An 18,043-nucleotide genomic window follows, 5' to 3' on the forward strand; every position below is an offset into this window, starting at 1 on the left:
CGGCAGCCGCAGCGGTGACCGCGTCGGGCCAATCGGGCCGGGCGGGGGTGTGCGAGGATCATCCCTCGTGGAGACCGTGGGCGAGCCGCCGTCCGCCGCACCGGACCGCAGCCGCTGGGGGCGGCTGCACGTCCTGGACTGGATCGCGCTGGGGCTGGCCGTGGTGGGCGTCGTCTGCGTCCTCACCGGGCTGCTCCCCCGGGCCGACGCCGAGGGCACCGTACGCCGGATCGTACCCATCCTGATCTTCCTCGGCACGGTGGTGGTGCTGGCCGAGCTGACCGCGGTGGCCGGGGTGTTCGACGCGCTGGCCGCCCGGGTGGCGATCACCGCCCGGGGCAGCTACCGGGCGCTGTTCTGGCTCTGCGTCGGGTTCGCCTCGGTGACCACCATCGTGCTCAACCTGGACACCACGGCCGTCCTGCTCACCCCGGTGATGATCGCCCTGGCCCGCAAGCTGTGCGTGCCGCCGACTCCGCTGGCGATGACCACGGTGTGGCTGGCCAACACGGCGAGCCTGCTGCTGCCGGTGTCCAACCTGACCAACATCCTGGCCAGCGACCGGATCGGCCTGGAGCCGGTGCCGTGGGCGGCCCGGATGTGGTGGCCGCAGCTGGTCGCCATCGTGATCACCATGCTGCTGCTGTGGTGGTGGTACTGGCGGCCGGCCCGCGCCGGCGCCGATCCGTTCGTCCCGCCGCCGCCGCACGTGCCGCCGGACCGGGCGCTCTATCGCATCGCGCTCGCCGCCTGCCTGCTGTTCGTGGCCGGGATCCTGGTCGGCGTCGAGATCGGACTGGCCTCCGGGGTGGCCGCCGCGATCCTGGTCGCCGGGTTCGCGCTGCGCGCCCGGGGCAGCCTGCGGCTCGCGCTGGTGCCGTGGCGGCTGCTGGTCTTCGTGACCGGGCTGTTCCTCGTGGTGCAGACCATCAGCCGGCACGGTCTGGACACCGTGCTGGGCACGCTGATCGGCACCGACCCGGGCGCGGAGGGCGCGCTGCGGGCCGGCGGCGTCGGCGCGCTCTTCGCCAACGTGGTCAACAACCTGCCCGCCTACCTGGCCGGCGAGGCGGTCATCGCCACCGACCGGCACACCCAGTTGCTCGCTCTGCTGATCGGCACCAACGTCGGCCCGCTCGCCACCCCGTGGGCCTCGCTGGCCACGCTGATCTGGTACGAGCGCTGCCGGGCCGCCGGGGTGGCGGTGCCGCTGGGCCGGTTCGTGGCCACCAGCGCCGCGCTCGCGGCCCTCGCCACGGCGGCCACCGTGGCCGCCCTGCTGCTCGGCCCCGGGTCCTGACTTCAGGCGTCAGCTCCGCCGCCGGTCCGGCGTGACACCCGCGTACCGGGCGCGCATCACCGGGCCGGCGGCGGGTCCGGCGGCGAAGACGAAGTGCTCGGGGTCCAGTTCGCGGCCGGTGGCCCGGTCCACCACGACCGGCTCCACCTCCGCGCCGGTCTCCCGGTCGACCAGGATCATGCTGCGCCGCTCGGGGTCGAGGCGGGAGTTGCCCCACGCGGCGAGCGCGACGATCACCGGCCGCAGGCTGCGGCCCAGCTCGGTGAGGACGTACTCGTGCCGGTCGGGGCGGGTCTGGTAGCGGCGGCGCTCCAGCAGGCCGTTGGCGGTGAGGGTCCGGAGCCGGCTGGTCAGCATGCTGGAGGAGATGCTGAGGTTCTCCTGGAACTGCTCGAAGCGGGTGTAGCCGTCGAACGCGTCGTGCAGGATCAGGAGGGTCCACCACTCGCCGACCACGCCGAGCGTCGCCGAGAGCGGGCACTCGCGGTCCTCCAGGCGGATCTTCCCTGCCATGCGTGCTCGCTGCCCGAGGAGAGGACACGCCATGGCACCGCCCCTGCCCGACCGGGACTCGCTCGCCGGCCGGCGCGCCCTGGTCACCGGCGGCACGAAGGGCGCCGGGTGGGCGATCGCCGAGCGGCTGCGCGAGGCGGGGGCGACCGTCTTCGTCACCGCCCGGAACCAGCCGCCCGCCCACCCGTACCCCGATCTGTTCATCGCCGCGGACACCGCGACGGCCGGCGGCGCGGAGACGGTGGCCGACCGGCTGTCGGCGGCCGGCGGCGTGGACATCCTGGTGCACGTGGTGGGCGGCTCGCACGCCCCCGGCGGCGGGTTCGCCGCCCTGGACGAGGCCACCTGGCTGGAGGAGCTCAACCTCAACCTGCTCGGGGCGGTACGGCTGGACCACCGGCTCGTCCCCGCCATGATCGAGGCCCGCCGGGGCGCCATCGTGCACGTCTCGTCCATCCAGCGGCGCAAGCCGCTGCACGAGGCCACCCTGGCGTACGCCGCCGCGAAGTCCGCGCTGACCACCTACAGCAAGGGGCTCGCCAACGAACTCGCCCCACACGGCATCCGGGTCAACAGCGTGGCACCGGGGTTCATCCAGACCTCGGCGGCCGACGCGCTGATCGACCGGCTGGCCGCCGCCTCCGGCGTCGACCGGGACGCCGCCCTCGGGCACCTGATGGACAGCCTCGGGGGCATCCCGCTGGGCCGTCCCGCGTACCCGAACGAGGTGGCCGACCTGGTCGCCTTCCTCGTCTCGGACCGCGCCTCGGCGATCGTCGGCGCCGAGCACGTCATCGACGGTGGCACCATCCCGACGGTCTGACCGCCCCACCGGTAAGGAGCACCCGCATGGACACCGCACCCGACCTCATCCGCCGCTACTTCGCGCTCGCCGGCCAGCCGGACAAGGACGCGCACTTCGCCCTCTTCGCCGACGACGCCGTGGTCGAGGACGAGGGGAGGACCCACCGGGGCATCGCGGAGATCCGCGCGTGGCGCCGCGAGACCCCGCTGGTCTCCTACGAGATCACCGACGTCGAGGACACCCCGGCGGGCACGGTGGTGACCGCCACCATCAGCGGCGACTTTCCCGGCAGCCCGTTCGCCGGCCTGCGGTTCCGCTTCGAGGACTACGACGACACCCACATCCGCCGGCTGCGCATCGCCCCCTGACCACCGGGTGCGCCCGTCAGGGGCGTGCCGTGCCGCGCAGGGCGTCGAGGGCGAGGTCGAGGGCCGCCTCCAGGTGGTCCGTCCGCCCGGTGTTGAGCAGCAGCAGCACACCGCCCTGGATGCCCGCCAGCATGGCCGCGGCGGCACGGTCCGCGTCCACCTCGGCCGCGATGTCCTTGGTGGACTGCATGTGCCGGATGCCGTCGGCGATCGCGCCCTGCCAGCGCCGCATCAGTCCGGTGACCACGGCCCGGGTCGCCGGGGTCCGGCGGACCGCCGGACCGAGCAGCGCACCGAGCGGGCAGTGCTCACCCTGGTCGCGGTAGCGCTGGACGACCCGGTCCCGCCACGCCTGCCAGGCGGGCCAGGACGTCAGCTCCCCGAGCAGCGGCTGCTGGTCGACGAGCACCTGGTCCGCCTCGTGCTGCGCCACCGCGAGCAGCAACTCCTCCTTCCCACCGGGGAAGTAGTGGAAGAGCTGGCCCTTGCTGGTGCCGGTACGGGCCATCACGTCCTCCAGGCGGACCTCGTCGACGCCGCGGTCGCGCACCTCCGCCGCGGCGCCGGCGACGATCCGGCCCCGGGTCGCCTCGCCCTTCGGTGTGAGCGCCTGTGCCATGGGTCCTCCGTCAGTTCAGCCGACCGGTTGCGCCGTGCCGTTGAAGACCGGCGGCGCGTACCCGGCGGGTTTGTCGCCGATGCCCAGGCCCGGGCTGACCACCCAGGACTGGTACTCCGCAGTGAACATCGAGTACGGCCCGGCCGGCGGCACGGCGCTGGCCCGGTCGAGCCGGTCGCGCAGCTCGGCCGGGATCTCGAAGTCCAGCGCGGCGAGGTTGCCGTCCACCTGCTCGGGGCTGCTCGCGCCGATGATCACGGAACCGACGCCGGGCTGCGTGGCCACCCAGTTGAGCGCCACCTGGGCCATGCTGCGGCCCAGCTCGCCGGCCACCTTCTCCAGCGCCTCGATCACCCGCCAGTCCCGGTCGTCGACGGGTCGGCCGTGCCCGCCCGCGCCGGCGAGCCGCCCCGCGCCGGCCAGGCCGTCGCCGGCGCGCCGGTACTTGCCGCTGAGCAGCCCGCCGCCGAGCGGGCTCCAGGCGGTCAGCCCCATCCCCAGGGACTGCGCCATCGGCACGTACTCCGGTTCGATGCCGCGGGCGAGCAGCGAGTACGGCAGCTGCAGGTTGATCATCGGCGTCGACAGGTGCGCCTCGGCGACGCTCTGCGCGCGGGCCGCGTACCAGGCCGGCACGTCGGACAGCCCGGCGTACCGGATCTTGCCGGCCCGGACCAGGTCGTCGAAGGCGCGCACCACCTCCTCGACCGGGGTGATCCGGTCCCAGGTGTGCAGCAGGTACAGGTCCAGGTAGTCGGTGCCGAGCCGCCGCAGCGACGCCTCCACCGCCCGGATCATGTGCTTGCGCCCGTTGCCGCTGGCGTTCGGGTCGCCCGGGTCGACGGTGTTGGTGAACTTGCTGGTCAGCACGAGCCGGTCCCGCCCGCCCGCGGCGGCGATCAGCCGGCCGAGGATCCGCTCGCTCTCCCCGGCCGTGTAGAAGTCCGCCGTGTCGATGAAGTTGCCGCCCGCCTCCAGATAGCGCCGGACGATCGGCTCGGCCTCCGCCTCACTCTTGCCGTACGCGGCGTGGAAACCGCCCGTGCCGATGTTCATGGTGCCCAGCGCCAGGCGGCTCACCCGGAGCCCGGACCGGCCGAGCAGGTAGTAGTCATGCATCGCGTGGATCTCCAGATCACTCGTTGACAACTCCGCGACCGGCCCGGGCCCGACCGCCTGCCGTCACTGTCGCTCGGCAAAAATGGACCCGCAAGTCCAGAAAACCGCAGCCCGGAAATCCGGTACGGCCGTGCCCCGGCGGCGGGCTACGGTGCGCGGATGAGCGACGCCCCGACGCTGCATTTCCACACCGACCCGGGTGAGTTCCTCGCCGCGGCCGGCGACCACCTGGCGGCGGACCCCGTGATCGGCACGGTCGTGGCCACCGTCGCGCACCGGCAGCTGGCCGGGCTGGCCGACGGGGTCGCGCCGCCCGAGGACGACTGGTGGCTGGTGGTCCGGGACGCGTCCGGCGACGTCGTCGGCGCCGGGATGCGCGCGGCGCCCTTCGCCCCGCGCCCGCCGTACCTGCTGCCGATGCCCGACGAGGCCGCCGTGGCGCTGGCCCGGGTGTGGCACGAGCGCGGGGAGGAGGTGCGCGCCGTCAACGGCGCGCTGCCCGCCGCGCGGCGGTGCGCCGCCGAGGTGGCCCGGCTCGGTGGCGGCCGGGTCGAGGTCGCCCAGCACACCCGGCTGCACGAGCTCGGTGACCTCGTACGCCCGGCGCCGGTGCCCGGCGCCTTGACGGTCGCCGCCGAGGACGACGTCGACCTGGCCGCCGAGTGGTTCGAGGCGTTCATGGCCGACGCCGACGAGCAGGCGGGCCGGCCGCGTGGGGTCAGCGCGCACGAGACCCCCGGCCGCGCCGAGCTGCTGCGCCGGATCCGGGGCGGACGGCTGTGGTTCTGGACCGACGAGGCGGGCCGGCGGGTGCACCTCACCGCCGCCAATCCGCCCTCGTTCGGCGTCGCGCGCATCGGCCCGGTGTACACCCCGCCGGAGCAGCGCGGGCACGGCTGGGCCAGCAACGCCGTGGCCGAGGTCTCCGGGCTGCTGCGGGCCGAGGGCGCCCGGGTGTGCCTCTTCACCGACCAGGCCAACCCGACCTCGAACCGGATCTACGCCAACCTCGGCTACCGGTCGGTGGTCGACATGGCCAACCTGGTCATCGTCACCTGACGCCGAGCGGGACCGGCCGGCCCCGGAGCGCGGAGCCGGCCGCCGATGTCGGGATCAGCCGGCGAGGTCGAGCGCCGCCAGCCGCTCCGGGTCGGCGATCACGTCGATGGCGGCGATCCGCCCGTCGGTCACGGTGAACGCCATCACCGACAGCGGCCGGCCAGCCGCGCTGACCAGCACCCCGGCGGCGCCGTTGACCAGCACCGGCCGGGCGAACGGGGAGAACCGGCCGAACGTGGTGGCCTGCGCGGCGACCACCCGCGCGCCGGTGAGGACCGTGGAGTGCCGGGCCCGGGCCGTCCCGCCGTCGGAGCGCAGCACCACGTCGGGGTGCAGCACGGCGACCAGCCCGTCGAAGTCACCCTCGCGAGCGGCGGCCAGGAACGCGGTGACCACCTTCCGCTGGCGGGCCAGGTCCGGGTCGGGCGCGGGCGCCTGGCCACGGACCCGGCGGCGGGCCCGGCTGGCGAGCTGCCGGGCGGCGGCCGGCGACCGGTCGACCAGCGCGCCGATCTCCTCGAACGGCACGCCGAACATGTCGTGCAGCACGAAGGCCAGCCGCTCGGTCGGGGTGAGGGTGTCCAGGACCACCAGCAGCGCCAGCCCGACCGAGTCGGCCAGCACCGCGGCGTGCGCCGGATCGGCATCCGCCTCGGTGACGTCGACGATCGGGTCGGGCAGGCGTACGTCGAGGGGGTCTTCGCGGCGGGTGGCGCGGGCCCGCAGGGTGTTCAGGCACACCCGCGCGACCACCGTGGTCAGCCAGGCGGCGAGGTTGTCCACCTCGGCGGTGTCGGTGCGGGCGAGCCGCAACCACGTCTCCTGCACGGCGTCCTCGGCCTCGCTCAGCGAGCCGAGCATCCGGTAGGCCACCGCCCGCAGCTGCGGCCGCTCCTGCTCGAACCGCTCGGCCAGCCAGGTGTCCTCGCCCATGTCTCAGTCCTTTCTCGCGGGGTCCCGGTTGACCGACCCGCCCCGACCCACCCGTGTGACCGGAGGTGACCTCGGCCACCTCGGTCACACTTCCCCGCCGCCCCGGGTCGAGCCGATGAAGCCGAAACGTAGCGGATCTTCATGACACGGAGGACGACATGAACGCACCCATCCTGGTCACCGGTGGCACCGGCACCCTCGGCCGGCTGGTCGTGCCCCTGCTGCGCGAGGCCGGCCACCCGGTGCGGGTGCTCAGCCGTCGCGGCGGCCGGCCCGGCGACGGCGTCACGCACGTCACCGCCGACCTGCTCACCGGCGAGGGCGTGGACCCGGCGGTACGCGGCGTCGGCACCGTGCTGCACCTGGCCGGCGGGCCCAAGGGCGACGACGTCGCCACCCGCCACCTGGTCGACGCCGCCCGCCGGGCGGACGTGAGCCACCTCGTGCACATCTCGGTCGTCGGGGCGGACCGGGTGCCGCTGGCGTGGCTGCGGTCCAAGCTGAACGCCGAGCGGGCCGTCGCCGGCTCGGACGTGCCGTGGACGACGCTGCGCGCCGCCCAGTTCCACGACCTGACGCTGACCATGGTGGCGAAGATGGCGAAGCTCCCCGTGGTCCCGGTCCCCGGCGGCCTGCGGTTGCAGCCGGTCGACGCCCGCGAGGTGGCGGCCCGGATGGTCGAGCTGACGCTGGGCGCGCCGGCCGGCCTGGTGCCCGAACTGGCCGGCCCCCGGGTGTACGGCCTCGACGAGCTGGTCACCGGCTACCTGGCGGCCGTGGGCCGGCGGCGGCTGCGGCTGCGGGTCCCGCTGCCGGGCAAGGCGGGCCGGGCGTACCGGAACGGGGACAACCTCGCCCGTCCCGGCGCCACCTTCGGCGTGCGTACCTGGGAGGCGTTCCTGGCCGAGCGGCCGGCGGCCGGCGTTCGCGGCTGAACCCTCCACGCCGGCCGGTGTCCGCCGGACGCGCCGACCGGGACAGGTCCCCGGCCGGCGCGTCGCGGACCACCGGTGGCGGTGTCAGCCGAGGTGCCGGGCAAAGAACCGCAGCGTGCTGTCCAGTTCGAACGCCGGGATCTCCCCGTGCCTGCCGGGGTTGGCGTGCAGGGTCTTCTCGGTCGAGGCGAAGGCGTCGAACAGGGCCAGGCCCTGCGCCCGCGGCACCCGCTCGTCGTCCCACTGCAGCAGGAACTCCACCGGGACGGTGATCCGCGCGGCGACCTCCGCCGAGGCCGACGCCCCGCCCAGGCCGAGCACCGCAGCACGGACCCGGGGCTCGGCGGCGACGAACGGAACGCCGAGGCCGCACCCCAACGACACACCCCAGTAGCCCACCGGACCGGCGCCGACGTACTCCAGATCCTGGACCGCGTCCAGGACCGCCTGCCACTCCGGGACGGTCCGGCGAGCCACGAGCGCCTGGAAACCGGCGATCAGCGGAGCCAGGTCCTCCCCGGCCTCCACACGAGCCTGGTTCCCGGCCGCGATCCGGTCGAGCTCGTCGTCCTTCGGCCGGTCGCCGTGGGCCGGCACATCCACCGCCACCACCGCGAACCCGCACTCCACCACGAAGCGGCGTGCGCGGGCCACGATGCCGGGAGCATTCTTGTGCTGGCCGCCGCCGTGGCCCATGAGGATGAGGGGACGAGCACCGGTGGCACCTTCCGGCGTCCACAGCACGCCGGGGATCTCACCGAGGGTGAAGAGCTGTTCGGAGACGCCGTCGGACGACGTCGCAGAGGTGAAGCGCATAGCGTTTCGAGCCTTTCGGGATGCCTTCTTCGGGCACTCCCTAGGCCATGCGAGGGAGGGAGCCCCGACCTGTCACAGCGTTGATCGGTCTCACCTCCTCAGCTCGCAGCAGCGCACAGCGACGCAGAAGCTATCACGAAGGCCGCGCTCTCTGATCCTCTGGCCCTGCGCGCCGACAACGCAGGAGCCCACGATCTCCTGGAGCTGATGCCGACCGCGGCGCGGAAGGCTGTCGACCGTTCGTCGATCCGCCGCAGCAGAACGGGAAGCTCCAGCGCCTTTCCACGCCGGCTGTGTGTCACCGTGCTCCGGCGATCGGACAGCGGATTTCACCGCCGACCGGCGGGACAGTTGTTGCTCGTCAGCGTGACGCTGTATTCGGTGTCGTCCTGGGTGATGCCCGAGGGTGAGCCGTCGAACCAGGTCTCGACCTTCTCCCACCCGCGGTGCTGCTCGTAGTGCAGGTGCGGCGCGCCGGAGTTGCCGGTGCTGCCCACCCGCCCGAGCTGTTCGCCGCGGGCGACCCGCTGTCCGGCCCGGACCAGCGGCGGTTCGAGCAGGTGCAGGTACTGCGTCTCCCACTTGCCGCCGTGATCGATCTTCACCCAGTACCCGCCGCCACGGCCGCGCGGACCCTTCGGGTTGTCCGGGGTACGCCCACCCAACGACCCGTTGATCCCCGCCACGGTGACCGTGCCAGCGTGGGACGCGAGCACCGGCTGCCCCCACGCCTCGCCCGCCGTCGGAAACAGGTCGACGTCGTAGTCGTCGTGGCCGGGATAGGTGCCCAGCCGCCAGGTCTCACCGCACGGCACGGGGAGCTGAAACGGCGGGCGTGGTCCCGGCGGCAACAGCAGCGGCACAACGACCACGGCGACGGCGACAAGGGCGGCGACCCCGGCGACCGCGAGAGCGACGCGAGCCGCGCGGCGCCGGTCGCGTCGTCCGGGTCGTTGGGCGGTCGTCATCCCACCGAGCATGGCAGACCCTGACCGGATCGTGGACGCCATCCGCTTTCCGACCGGGCAGCCCCTCCCCCGGCCGCGACACTCCGGTCAGCCCACGATGACGCGGCGCACCCGTACCTTCGGACGCTCGTTGCGCAGGTGCCGGTGCAGGTGCTGTCGGACCTGCTCGTTCCAGACCTCCTGGTCGTAGTCCGGGTCCGGTGGAATCCACCGGTGCGACCCGTCGCCGTAGTGGAACTTCGCGTCCCCGGCGCGGAGGATGCTCACCGCAGCCACCCGAGGAACCGCCGGTGCAGCACGCCGGCCGGCAACCAGTGCAGATCGGCGGAGGCGCGGACGAGCTGCGCACCCAGGTAGAGGCCCAGCGACACGGCGGCACCGTCGAACTCGGCCCTCAGCTGCTGGCGGCGGGTCGCGCACGGCCATGGCGCGGCACAGCCGCCGCAACTCCAGATCGGCAACACCGGACCGTGCGTCGTGGTCATTCGCGCACGCTGATCCACGGCCTGTCCGCCCACGCCCACTCCCTCCCGGTGGCCCGGCTGCGAGAACCTTGCTTCGGGCCGTCTCTCCCCTGACGAGAAGAGCCTCGCCCGGGGACCGGGTGAAGATCCAGGCAGCAGACGTCCGCTGGTCGTCCGTGCCGTCCGCGGACAACCGCCGCCGCTAGGGTGTGCCGGTGGACGACTTCCTTCAGGTGTCGACGGCGACCGAGACCCGGGATGCGGGCGTTCGGCTCGCGGAGGGGGCCGTGGCCGCCCGGCTCGCCGCGAGCGCGCAGGTGCTGGGCCCGGTGACGAGTGTGTTCTGGCACCTCGGCGAGCAGGGCACCGGCGAGGAATGGCAGGTCCTGCTCATCACCACCGCCGCGCGATACGCGGAGCTGGAACGTTTCCTGCTCGCGGAGCACCCGTGGCGTAACCCGCAGGTCATCGCGGTGCCGGTCGTATGCGGCGCTAAGGACTATCTGGAGTGGCTGCGGCGGTCGGTGCGGGACGCGTAGCCACCTCGGCGGCCAGTGCACGCAGCTCGACCACGCACGGCAACGCGCTGTGCGGCTCCAGGCGACGCAGTAGCGTGTCGACCCGTTGGCCGGGCCGGATGGAGGCGACTCCACCGGCCAGCCGGAGGGCGGTGGCGACGGCGTCGCAGGCCATTTCGACCTCGTTGGCGTCCAGATACGCGTCGGCGAGCCAGGTCAGGTAGAGCGCCTTGTCCCGGGCGTAGGTGTCGTCAAAGCCGGCCAGGACCCGCTCAAGGACAGGAATGGCCCGGACCGGCCGACGGAGCGCCGTCCAGCAGCGCCCCGTCATGATCTCGCCTTCCCTGCCATCGACCCAGTACACCCAGTCCGGCTCCGGACGACCGTCGGTTTCCGCGAGACACCTGGTGCCGATGCCCAGATACCGGTCCGCCGTGTCCGCATCCCCGGCGTTCGCGAACGACCAGGCGGCGCGCAGGTGCAGCAACGCGCGGACTCCGGACGTCGCCGCTGCGCCGACAGCCGCACGCGCGGCGTCGGCCAGGTCGACGGATCGGCCCTGCAGGGTGAGCTGTTGATAGCCGAGAAGCGCGAGTCCGTTGCCGATGAGCGCCCGGTCGTCCGCCTCGTGTGCCGCCGCGAGACTGGTCCGGTAGAGACGCTCCGCATCGTCATGGACACCGGCGTCGAAGGCCGCCCAGCCCGCCAGCTGGGCCTGCTCGGCAAGGATCGCCAGCAATTGCCGGCCGACGGCCTCCCGGTAGGAACCGTCCCGGATGAGGCGGGTCGTGGACTCGACCTCGGCGGCGTACGCGTGCCGGGTGTCGGCGCCACCGAGGTAGTTGTCGAGGCGGCGGAGCCGGGCGGTGCGTTCGGCGAGTCGTGCCGGCGTCGCAGCGCCCACCTGGCGGCCGTGGCTCAACAGGGTGTGTGGCAGAGCGGCGGCGAGGCCCGCTGCGGCGACGAGATCCCGCCGACGGACGCCCGGCCTGGCTGCCATCGCCACCAGCTCGCCGTTGGCACGCAGCACCCGATCGAGCTGCCGGGCTATCTGCGGCGTGGGGATCTTGGCACCGGTCTCCAGCTCGTGCAGGTAGGACTTGCCGTAGAACGTCAGTCTCGCCAGCGCACGCAGTGAGAGCCCGCTCGCCTCTCGCAGCGCACGTAGCCGGCCCGCGAACGAAGGTTCGGTCATCTTCACCTACCGAGGTGGCTTGAGCGACGCCGGAGACACGGAGCGATCACCACACCGTAGTCGATCGGGCACGGAAAGTCCGGCCGCGTGTCGTCACCGGAGTCCCGCCCGCCGCGCCTCACCAGCCGACGGTGCTGAGGCTGATAGGGGTGAGCTGACGGACCTGCGGCTCGATCCACTGTGCCGCCGTGACCAGCTTGACCAGCCGGTCGATGGTCTCCGGCGGCCCCGCCACGAAGCTGCGCCGGTCGGCCGGGCAGCCGTAGCGGTCGTCGAAGCAGCCGCCGTCGAGGGCCCGGACCGCCATGCCGGCCTCGGCGGCGAGCAGCATCCCGGCCGGCAGGTCGACCGCCTCGGGGCGGTAGCCGACGATGCCGTCGATGTCGCCGCGGGCCAGCATCACCCAGGACAGCAGCGGCGCCCACAGTTGGAGCACCCGCCGCGCGGTGGTGTCGAGCACCACCTTCAGGGCGCGGGCGGTGCTGTCGTCGCGGGCCACCCCGTGCCCCTGGGTCCAGGCCAGCACGGGCGCGGTCGGCACCGGCCGGCGGGGCGCGTGCAGCGGGCGGCCGCCCGGCCCGGACTCGTGCACGAAGGCGCCCCGCCCGCGTACGGCGGACCAGGTGCGCCCGGCGACCGGGTCGTGCACCACGCCGAGCACCGGCGAGCCGCGGTCGCAGAGGGCGATCCCCACCACGTACGCGGGCAGCCCGATCGCCACGTTGTTGGTGCCGTCGAGCGGGTCGACCAGCCAGGCCCAGGTGTTGTCGGCGACGTACTCGCCGCCCTCCTCGGCGATCACCCCGTGCTCCGGCCAGCGGGCGCGAATCCGGTCGACGATCAGCCGTTCGGCGGCGAGGTCGAGGTCGGTGACCAGGTCCCCGGAGTCGTTCTTGGCGCGGGCGTGCAACTCACCCCGGGTCCCCCGGCGCAGCAGCCGCCCGGCCGCCTGGGCCGCCTCCACCGCGAACCGGTGCGCGTCGCGCAGGTCGGGCCCGTCTCTGTTCGGGTCCACGTCCATGGCTCCTCCAGCCAGTCAGCCCCGTGCCACCAGTCGCGCGATGTCCCGCGCCATCCGTGCCGTCTCCGCCGCGTCGCAGCGGTCCCGGCGTATCCGGTGGCTGCGCCCGTCCACCGCGCCGAGGCTCAGGTCGCACACGCCGGGAGTGCTCCGGCCGAGCGCCACGGTCACCGCCGGCTCACCGGCGTCGACCTCCGAGGTGTGGAAACCGCCGGCGCGCAGCGCGTACGAGTCGCCGGCCGAGTGCGTCTCCACGGTGGCGGTCGCCGCGGTGACCAGCCGGTCGGTGGCCGCCATCTCGTCCACGTCGCCCCGGCTGTGCACCTCGTAGATGCGCCACGACGGGTCGGCGGGGGCGTCGATCACCTCGATCAGCTCGTTGCGGACCGTGCCGTGCAGCACGTGGCTGAGCAGGTCCCAGCTGTGCGAGTGCATGGTCGAGGTGGTCGGCTGCACGGGCGGCGGGTCGGCCGGCCAGGCGTGCACACAGATCCCGTCGGGGCCGGTGCGCTCCACCGGCAGGCAGGTGAAGCCGAGCGGGTGCCGGACGGCCAGCAGCGGCCGCCGTCCCTCGGCGACGTCGTCGAGGACGTCGAGCACCCAGCCGCGCAGCAGTTCCGGCCGGGCGCCCCGGTCGATCTCCCGTTCGAGGTCGGCGTAGGTCATCATGCGTACGGGTTCCTCGCCTGGATGGCCCGGCCCACGATGTCGGCGACCTCGCGGTCGCCGAAGGACCGGGGTAGCGGCAGCCCGAGCGCGGCGAACAGCTTGCGAACCTGCTCGACGGAGGGCTCGTCGTCCAGTTTCACCGCCGCGGCGGCCTCGATGGGCACCCGCCGGCTCTGCTTGCGGCTGTAGTCCAGCTCGATGTTGAACCGGTTGTAGTAGAGCTCCCTGCGGTCGATCCGCAGGGCGGGTGTCTGCGGGTTCTCCTGGGTGATGATGACGCAGGACGACGAGAGGTCGTAGCGGAAGGTGGTCATCTGCGCGGACAGCCGGACCTCGACGGTGAGCAGCCCGGAGCGCTGCAGGTGCCAGCAGGCCGCCAGCACGGTGGCGTAGGACTCCTTGCGGGTGCGGTCGACGGTCCACCGTTCCCCCGGCGCGTCGGGGTCGAGGCTGCGCCGGAACCGCGCGTAGCGCTCGCAGACGTCCTCGTCGGTCGGGTCGATGATCTCGATGGCGAAGCTCAGGGTGGCGTTGCGCCGGCGAGCGTGCTCCAGGCACTGCGGCAGGGTGACCGCCCGGGTGAAGGTGCCGGTGCCGCCCTTGAACGCCCACGAGTCGGTGTGCTGGCGGGCCTCGGCGAGGGCCCGGCCGACCTCGCTGCCGTGCAGCACCCGCACCATGGAGACGCTGTCGATCGCCTCGCGGGCCCGGTTGAGCGCCCCGTCCGGGCCGGTGATCTCGTGCATCTGCGGGACCAGCTCGGTGAGCCGGTCCCGGGTGGCCCGCATGACCTCCCGCACCTCCTGCTGGGCGGTCTCCCGGCGCAGCCGGTCGCGCAGCACGGCCTGGGCGAGCACGGCGAGGACCAGCAGGATGGCGCTGTTGACCACGTCCTGGCTGACCGTGTTGGTCAGGCCGAGGACGGCCACGGTGACGGCCAGGACCAGCCCGATGAACGCGTCGAGATTGTTGACGACCCAGGTGAACAGGCGCGCCATGACATCCCCCGGTCGACGACGGAACCCCCATGATAGCCCTTTGTCAATCTCACCATCACACGCTGTTCGGGTGCCCCGTACCCCTGGGTGACGGCGCCTGCGCCGTCCGCCGGGCGGCGCAGATCAGCGACCCGCCGAGCCCCGGTGCGATCCGGGCCAGCAGCCGGGAGGCGACCCAGCGTCCACCGCGGAGCCGCCAACCAACCTCGTTGGACCGGATCGCCAGCGGGGTGAACCCGGCCCGGCACAGCACCCGCCGCAGCAGCGAGGCCGTGAACGGCCGGATGTGCAGCCAGAGGTAGGGGTGCAGCGGGTCCACCTGGCGGGGCGCCCGGCCCGCGAGGAACGCCAGCCGGTCCTGTGCGGGCGCCAGGTTGGGGGTGGTCAGCACGAGCAGGCCGCCCGGGGCGAGCACCCGGTGGCACTCCCGCAGCAGCGCGAGCGGATCGTAGACGTGCTCGATCAGCTCACCGGTGAGCAGGCCGGCGAAGCTGCCGGCGCGAAAGGGCAGGCCGCGGGTGGCGTCCAGGCAGACCGGCAGGGCCGCGCCGCCGGCGGCCCGCCGGGCCGCGCCCAGCGCGGTCTCGGCCATGTCGGCCACCACGAGCGGGCCGGGCAGGGCCGCCGGGTCGAGCATGCCGCGCGGGCCGCAGCCCAGCTCCAGCACCGGCCGTCCGCCGGGGACGCCGTCGACCATCAGCCGCGCCGCCACCGCGCGGCGGACCCGGTGGTACGGGTCGTCGACGTACCCGTTGACCTGCGCGCCGTCGTGATAGCTGCGCCGGTTGGCGCGGCGGCCGTGCGCCTGCGCGCTGCCCGACGAGGTCCCGGTCGGCGGCTCGGCCATCGCACCCTCCACTGCGGTCGTCGCCCCCGTCGGCGGCGCCCGCTTCCCAGCCTCGCACCGCGCCCGGCCGGGGGCGCGGAAATCCACCCCCGGTACGCCGACGCGGCGGCCGGAAATCCGGTCGCCGCGTCGCGGGTGGTCGGGTCAGATGGCGCGGGCCCAGTCCAGCCGGCTGCTGTCGTCGTACTCGTCGCCGGGGATCCACCAGGGCTCACCGAAGCCGCTGGTCGAGACGATGATGTTGCCGCCGTCCGGGGCCTCGTTGCTCGGCGGGACCGACAGCGCGGCGCAGTAGCGCCCGTCGGGCGAGAACACCGGGGAGAGGTAGTAGCGGGGCTCGTCGGTGAGCCGCTTGAGGCCCGTGCCGTCGATGCGCACCGAGGCGAGCGCCGCCCCGCCGAGCACCTCGGAGTCCCGGGTCCAGCGGTTGGTGCAGAACACCACCCGCTCGGAGTTGGGCATGAAGACCGGCCCGTGGAAGCTCTCGCCGGCCGCCTCGCGGGTGTAGATCGGCCGCACCTTGCCGGTGGCCAGCTCCAGCGTGCGCAGCTGCGGGCCCTCGGACCGGCTGGTCCACTGCATGACGATCATGGAGCCGTCCCGGGACCAGTTGGGGCGGTACATCGTGTGCCCCTGGGCGAGCACCCGCTTGCCGCCGGTGGCCACGTCGATCGCGACCAGGGTGTCGTTCCCGATGACCAGGGCGATCTGCGTACCGTCCGGCGACCAGGTCGGGGCACCGTAGACGACGCCGAACGGGTCGGCGAGCAGCTTCCGGATCTCGCCGGTGACCCGGTCGTACAGCGACACGTAGGGCATGAGGCTGCCGTCGCCCGACCGCGCGTTGTTGATCCAGGCCACGTAGCGGCCGTCGGGCGACGTGGTGGCCTGGTCGCCGTCGTCGAGCAGCCGCTGCGGCGTGGTGCGGCCGGGGTTGACCTGGAGCACGCCCCAGCCGACGCTGACCAGCCACGGCCCGTTGACCACCTCGGTGGTCGCGGCCGCGGCGGCCGGCGCGCCGGCGGCCAGGCCGGTCGCGGCCGCCGCACCGGCCAGCGCGGCGGTACGCAGCAGGGATCGGCGATTGAACTCGATCATGAAACACCCCCGTGATAGACGTCGCCCCACCTTCCTGAAGGGATGATCGGCGGGGCATCGGACGAGCGGCCCGTCCACCGTCGGCCACTCGGTCAGCCCGTACGGTGACCGCCCCGGCGGCCGGTACCCTCGCCCCGGTGACCTCCGACGCGCTGCGCCGCGCCCTCACCGACCCCGGTGACCCGCCGCTGCCACCCCTGCCCGGGGTGGCCGTCGAGCTGCTCGCCGCCCTTGACGCGCCGCCGCGCCTCGCCGCGCACCTGCGGCTGGTGCACGACGTCGCCCGGCAGCTCACCGCCGCGTTCGCCGAACGCTTCCCCCTGGTGCCGTTCGACCGGCAGGCGGTGCTGTTCGGGGCGGCGATCCACGACCTCGGCAAGGTCGAGCACCCCGGGGAGCTGTCCGGGCCCGGCTCGGCACACGAGGAGGCGGGCTACCAGCTGCTGCTGCGCTTCGGCGTACCTGAGGAGCGGGCCCGCTTCGCCGTCACCCACGCGGCCTGGCACGCGCCCGGCGTGCAGTTGGAGGACCTGCTGGTCAGCCTCGCCGACAAGGTGTGGAAGGGCAAACGCGTCACCGACCTGGAGGAGCTGGTGGTCGACCGGCTGGCCGACATCACCGGGCAGCCGCCCTGGCAGGCCTTCCTGGACCTCGACGACGTGCTGGCCGCGCTGGCCGCCGACGCGGACCGCCGGCTCGCCTTCCAGGCCGAGCACCCGGTGCACGGCTGACGCGCCGACCTCAGCCGCCGGCCCGCTCCGGCTGGCCGGTGCCGGCCAGCAGCGCCTCCGCCGAGCCGGTCCGGGCGTACAGCAGGAACCGCCCGGCCCGGTGGGTGCCCACCAGGCCGGCGTCGCGCAGCGCGGTCAGGTGGTGGGAGACCGTGCCGGCGCTGAGGCCGCACCGCCGGGCCAGCTCGGTGGTGGCGGCCGGTACGGCGAGTTCGTGCAGCAGGGTGGCCCGGGTACGCCCCAGCACGCGGGCGAGCGCCGCGCTGGCCGGGGCGGCGCTGCGCTCCCACAGGGTTCCGACCGCGCGGGCCGGATAGCGCAGGAGAGGCTGCGAGGCTCGCTCGGACAGGTTGGACCAGACCCGCGCGCCGCCGAAGACCGACGGGACCAGCAACAGGCCCCGCCCGCCCAGGTCGAACGTCCCCGCACGGGTCACGTGGTCGACGTGCAGCGTCCCGTCGTCCCAGGAGACGTACGGGTCGATCCGGTTGAGCAGGCCGCGCACGCCGTCGGTCGCCATCCGCCCGGCGCCGACGAGCACCTCGCGTTCCAGCAGGGTCCGCATCCGGGGCCAGTACGGGGCGATCGCCACCTCCGCGTAGTCGGCGATCACCTGCGCGAGACGGGCCACCCCGGCCGGCGGGTCGGCGTACACGGCGGCGAGCCGGGGCGGCCGCGGCCCGGGCAGCTCGTCCAGTCCGGCCCGGACCACCTCGGGCGGGGTGTCGGCGAGCGCGGCGAGCTCCCAGTCGATGGTGGGCAGGGCGGACGGCGGGGGCGGGCAGACGAAGCTCGGGATCACCACGGTCGGCATCGGCACGAGGTCGGCGAGGAGCCGCCAGTCCACGGTGGACAGGCGGGACCGTACCTGGCGGTGCCAGAGCTGGTGGGCGGGGAACAGGTCGGGGCTCCGGAGCACCCGGACGCTGGCGACCGCCTCCCACAGCGGCGAGATCGCGAACCGGACCCCCGCCAGGTCCCGTACCCCCAGCGCGACGCTCAGCACCCGCACCTCCCCACGGATTCGACCTGGCTCAAACTTATCGACCGCGGCAGCGACCCCGACC

At 74.0% G+C, this 18,043-nt stretch carries 22 protein-coding genes; 7 read left to right on the forward strand and 15 right to left on the reverse strand.

Annotated features, from left to right (window positions below; translation table 11 throughout):
• The first annotated feature begins 67 nt into the window (after positions 1-67).
• The gene (locus ACQP12_RS19350; RefSeq protein ID WP_433280749.1) at positions 68-1,300 is read left to right on the forward strand and encodes an SLC13 family permease; all 1,233 of its coding nucleotides are present in this window, start codon (positions 68-70) and stop codon (positions 1,298-1,300) included.
• A 9-nt stretch (positions 1,301-1,309) separates the two neighbouring features.
• Here ACQP12_RS19350 and ACQP12_RS19355 read toward each other — a convergent pair whose 3' ends face one another.
• Positions 1,310-1,813, reverse strand: coding sequence for a winged helix-turn-helix transcriptional regulator (locus tag ACQP12_RS19355; RefSeq protein WP_433280752.1), 504 nt, complete (start codon positions 1,811-1,813; stop codon positions 1,310-1,312).
• A gap of 31 nt (positions 1,814-1,844) precedes the next feature.
• On the opposite strand from ACQP12_RS19355, the gene ACQP12_RS19360 reads away from it, so the two are divergent.
• Together ACQP12_RS19360 and ACQP12_RS19365 are read left to right on the forward strand one after the other, a co-directional pair.
• The gene (locus ACQP12_RS19360; protein ID WP_433280754.1) at positions 1,845-2,636 is read left to right on the forward strand and encodes an SDR family oxidoreductase; all 792 of its coding nucleotides are present in this window, start codon (positions 1,845-1,847) and stop codon (positions 2,634-2,636) included.
• 26 nt (positions 2,637-2,662) lie between these two features.
• Positions 2,663-2,986, forward strand: coding sequence for a nuclear transport factor 2 family protein (locus ACQP12_RS19365; protein WP_433280756.1), 324 nt, complete (start codon positions 2,663-2,665; stop codon positions 2,984-2,986).
• A 16-nt stretch (positions 2,987-3,002) separates the two neighbouring features.
• Here ACQP12_RS19365 and ACQP12_RS19370 read toward each other — a convergent pair whose 3' ends face one another.
• Both ACQP12_RS19370 and ACQP12_RS19375 read right to left on the reverse strand, forming a co-directional pair.
• The gene (locus ACQP12_RS19370) at positions 3,003-3,605 is read right to left on the reverse strand and encodes a TetR/AcrR family transcriptional regulator (RefSeq protein WP_433280757.1); all 603 of its coding nucleotides are present in this window, start codon (positions 3,603-3,605) and stop codon (positions 3,003-3,005) included.
• A gap of 15 nt (positions 3,606-3,620) precedes the next feature.
• Entirely contained in the window at positions 3,621-4,724 is a 1,104-nt protein-coding gene (locus ACQP12_RS19375) for an aldo/keto reductase (protein WP_433280759.1), read from the reverse strand.
• 159 nt (positions 4,725-4,883) lie between these two features.
• Between ACQP12_RS19375 and ACQP12_RS19380 the strand changes: the two genes are divergently transcribed.
• Positions 4,884-5,783 (forward strand): GNAT family N-acetyltransferase, encoded by a 900-nt coding sequence (locus ACQP12_RS19380; protein ID WP_433280761.1) that lies wholly within the window; start codon positions 4,884-4,886, stop codon positions 5,781-5,783.
• A gap of 54 nt (positions 5,784-5,837) precedes the next feature.
• Here the strand turns inward: ACQP12_RS19380 and sigJ are convergent, their stop codons facing one another.
• Complete coding sequence (gene sigJ, locus ACQP12_RS19385; protein ID WP_433280763.1) at positions 5,838-6,716, reverse strand: RNA polymerase sigma factor SigJ; 879 nt, start codon at positions 6,714-6,716, stop codon at positions 5,838-5,840.
• 158 nt (positions 6,717-6,874) lie between these two features.
• On the opposite strand from sigJ, the gene ACQP12_RS19390 reads away from it, so the two are divergent.
• Complete coding sequence (locus ACQP12_RS19390) at positions 6,875-7,651, forward strand: SDR family oxidoreductase (RefSeq protein WP_433280766.1); 777 nt, start codon at positions 6,875-6,877, stop codon at positions 7,649-7,651.
• Positions 7,652-7,735: 84 nt separating this feature from the next.
• Here the strand turns inward: ACQP12_RS19390 and ACQP12_RS19395 are convergent, their stop codons facing one another.
• From ACQP12_RS19395 to ACQP12_RS19410, 4 genes are all read right to left on the reverse strand, one after another.
• Positions 7,736-8,467: a dienelactone hydrolase family protein gene (locus tag ACQP12_RS19395; protein ID WP_433280768.1), complete on the reverse strand. Its 732-nt coding sequence runs from the start codon at positions 8,465-8,467 to the stop codon at positions 7,736-7,738.
• 329 nt (positions 8,468-8,796) lie between these two features.
• Positions 8,797-9,435 carry a M23 family metallopeptidase gene (locus ACQP12_RS19400; protein ID WP_433280770.1) on the reverse strand — a complete coding sequence of 213 codons (639 nt, stop codon included), beginning with the start codon at positions 9,433-9,435 and terminating at the stop codon, positions 8,797-8,799.
• An 87-nt stretch (positions 9,436-9,522) separates the two neighbouring features.
• Complete coding sequence (locus ACQP12_RS19405; protein WP_433280772.1) at positions 9,523-9,702, reverse strand: hypothetical protein; 180 nt, start codon at positions 9,700-9,702, stop codon at positions 9,523-9,525.
• Complete coding sequence (locus tag ACQP12_RS19410; RefSeq protein WP_433280774.1) at positions 9,699-9,920, reverse strand: hypothetical protein; 222 nt, start codon at positions 9,918-9,920, stop codon at positions 9,699-9,701. Before ACQP12_RS19410 ends, ACQP12_RS19405 begins: the two co-directional genes overlap by 4 nt.
• Before the next feature lie 194 nt (positions 9,921-10,114).
• Between ACQP12_RS19410 and cutA the strand changes: the two genes are divergently transcribed.
• Complete coding sequence (cutA, locus tag ACQP12_RS19415; protein ID WP_433280776.1) at positions 10,115-10,438, forward strand: divalent-cation tolerance protein CutA; 324 nt, start codon at positions 10,115-10,117, stop codon at positions 10,436-10,438.
• On the opposite strand, the gene ACQP12_RS19420 is transcribed toward cutA, so the two are convergent.
• The 6 genes from ACQP12_RS19420 to ACQP12_RS19445 all read right to left on the reverse strand — a co-directional run bounded on the left by ACQP12_RS19420 (position 10,392) and on the right by ACQP12_RS19445 (position 16,245).
• The gene (locus ACQP12_RS19420) at positions 10,392-11,612 is read right to left on the reverse strand and encodes a helix-turn-helix domain-containing protein (RefSeq protein ID WP_433289338.1); all 1,221 of its coding nucleotides are present in this window, start codon (positions 11,610-11,612) and stop codon (positions 10,392-10,394) included. The genes cutA and ACQP12_RS19420 overlap by 47 nt on opposite strands.
• Positions 11,613-11,730: 118 nt before the next feature.
• Entirely contained in the window at positions 11,731-12,633 is a 903-nt protein-coding gene (locus tag ACQP12_RS19425) for an inositol monophosphatase family protein (RefSeq protein ID WP_357942888.1), read from the reverse strand.
• Between the two features lie 15 nt (positions 12,634-12,648).
• Complete coding sequence (locus ACQP12_RS19430; RefSeq protein ID WP_357942890.1) at positions 12,649-13,302, reverse strand: hypothetical protein; 654 nt, start codon at positions 13,300-13,302, stop codon at positions 12,649-12,651.
• Positions 13,299-14,300 carry a hypothetical protein gene (locus ACQP12_RS19435; protein WP_357942892.1) on the reverse strand — a complete coding sequence of 334 codons (1,002 nt, stop codon included), beginning with the start codon at positions 14,298-14,300 and terminating at the stop codon, positions 13,299-13,301. Before ACQP12_RS19435 ends, ACQP12_RS19430 begins: the two co-directional genes overlap by 4 nt.
• A 55-nt stretch (positions 14,301-14,355) precedes the next feature.
• Positions 14,356-15,147, reverse strand: a complete 792-nt coding sequence (locus ACQP12_RS19440) for a class I SAM-dependent methyltransferase (protein ID WP_433280780.1) — start codon at positions 15,145-15,147, stop codon at positions 14,356-14,358.
• 144 nt (positions 15,148-15,291) lie between these two features.
• Entirely contained in the window at positions 15,292-16,245 is a 954-nt protein-coding gene (locus tag ACQP12_RS19445; protein WP_433280782.1) for a TolB family protein, read from the reverse strand.
• 137 nt (positions 16,246-16,382) lie between these two features.
• On the opposite strand from ACQP12_RS19445, the gene ACQP12_RS19450 reads away from it, so the two are divergent.
• Positions 16,383-16,976 (forward strand): HD domain-containing protein, encoded by a 594-nt coding sequence (locus tag ACQP12_RS19450; protein ID WP_357942898.1) that lies wholly within the window; start codon positions 16,383-16,385, stop codon positions 16,974-16,976.
• 10 nt (positions 16,977-16,986) lie between these two features.
• Here the strand turns inward: ACQP12_RS19450 and ACQP12_RS19455 are convergent, their stop codons facing one another.
• Positions 16,987-17,982: a DUF5937 family protein gene (locus tag ACQP12_RS19455; RefSeq protein ID WP_433280784.1), complete on the reverse strand. Its 996-nt coding sequence runs from the start codon at positions 17,980-17,982 to the stop codon at positions 16,987-16,989.
• Positions 17,983-18,043 lie beyond the last annotated feature (61 nt).

This window comes from Micromonospora sp. CA-244673, from assembly GCF_050948395.1.
GTDB lineage: Bacteria > Actinomycetota > Actinomycetes > Mycobacteriales > Micromonosporaceae > Micromonospora.

Bases quoted from the DNA above. Each gene is read 5' to 3' on its own strand.
- ACQP12_RS19355 (WP_433280752.1), bottom strand. From the start codon at position 1,813: ATGGCAGGGAAGATCCGCCTGGAGGACCGCGAGTGCCCGCTCTCGGCG.
- ACQP12_RS19360 (WP_433280754.1), top strand. From the start codon at position 1,845: ATGGCACCGCCCCTGCCCGACCGGGACTCGCTCGCCGGCCGGCGCGCC.
- ACQP12_RS19365 (WP_433280756.1), top strand. From the start codon at position 2,663: ATGGACACCGCACCCGACCTCATCCGCCGCTACTTCGCGCTCGCCGGC.
- ACQP12_RS19370 (WP_433280757.1), bottom strand. From the start codon at position 3,605: ATGGCACAGGCGCTCACACCGAAGGGCGAGGCGACCCGGGGCCGGATC.
- ACQP12_RS19375 (WP_433280759.1), bottom strand. From the start codon at position 4,724: ATGCATGACTACTACCTGCTCGGCCGGTCCGGGCTCCGGGTGAGCCGC.
- ACQP12_RS19380 (WP_433280761.1), top strand. From the start codon at position 4,884: ATGAGCGACGCCCCGACGCTGCATTTCCACACCGACCCGGGTGAGTTC.
- sigJ (WP_433280763.1), bottom strand. From the start codon at position 6,716: ATGGGCGAGGACACCTGGCTGGCCGAGCGGTTCGAGCAGGAGCGGCCG.
- ACQP12_RS19390 (WP_433280766.1), top strand. From the start codon at position 6,875: ATGAACGCACCCATCCTGGTCACCGGTGGCACCGGCACCCTCGGCCGG.
- ACQP12_RS19395 (WP_433280768.1), bottom strand. From the start codon at position 8,467: ATGCGCTTCACCTCTGCGACGTCGTCCGACGGCGTCTCCGAACAGCTC.
- ACQP12_RS19400 (WP_433280770.1), bottom strand. From the start codon at position 9,435: ATGACGACCGCCCAACGACCCGGACGACGCGACCGGCGCCGCGCGGCT.
- ACQP12_RS19410 (WP_433280774.1), bottom strand. From the start codon at position 9,920: ATGACCACGACGCACGGTCCGGTGTTGCCGATCTGGAGTTGCGGCGGC.
- ACQP12_RS19420 (WP_433289338.1), bottom strand. From the start codon at position 11,612: ATGACCGAACCTTCGTTCGCGGGCCGGCTACGTGCGCTGCGAGAGGCG.
- ACQP12_RS19425 (WP_357942888.1), bottom strand. From the start codon at position 12,633: ATGGACGTGGACCCGAACAGAGACGGGCCCGACCTGCGCGACGCGCAC.
- ACQP12_RS19430 (WP_357942890.1), bottom strand. From the start codon at position 13,302: ATGATGACCTACGCCGACCTCGAACGGGAGATCGACCGGGGCGCCCGG.
- ACQP12_RS19435 (WP_357942892.1), bottom strand. From the start codon at position 14,300: ATGGCGCGCCTGTTCACCTGGGTCGTCAACAATCTCGACGCGTTCATC.
- ACQP12_RS19440 (WP_433280780.1), bottom strand. From the start codon at position 15,147: ATGGCCGAGCCGCCGACCGGGACCTCGTCGGGCAGCGCGCAGGCGCAC.
- ACQP12_RS19445 (WP_433280782.1), bottom strand. From the start codon at position 16,245: ATGATCGAGTTCAATCGCCGATCCCTGCTGCGTACCGCCGCGCTGGCC.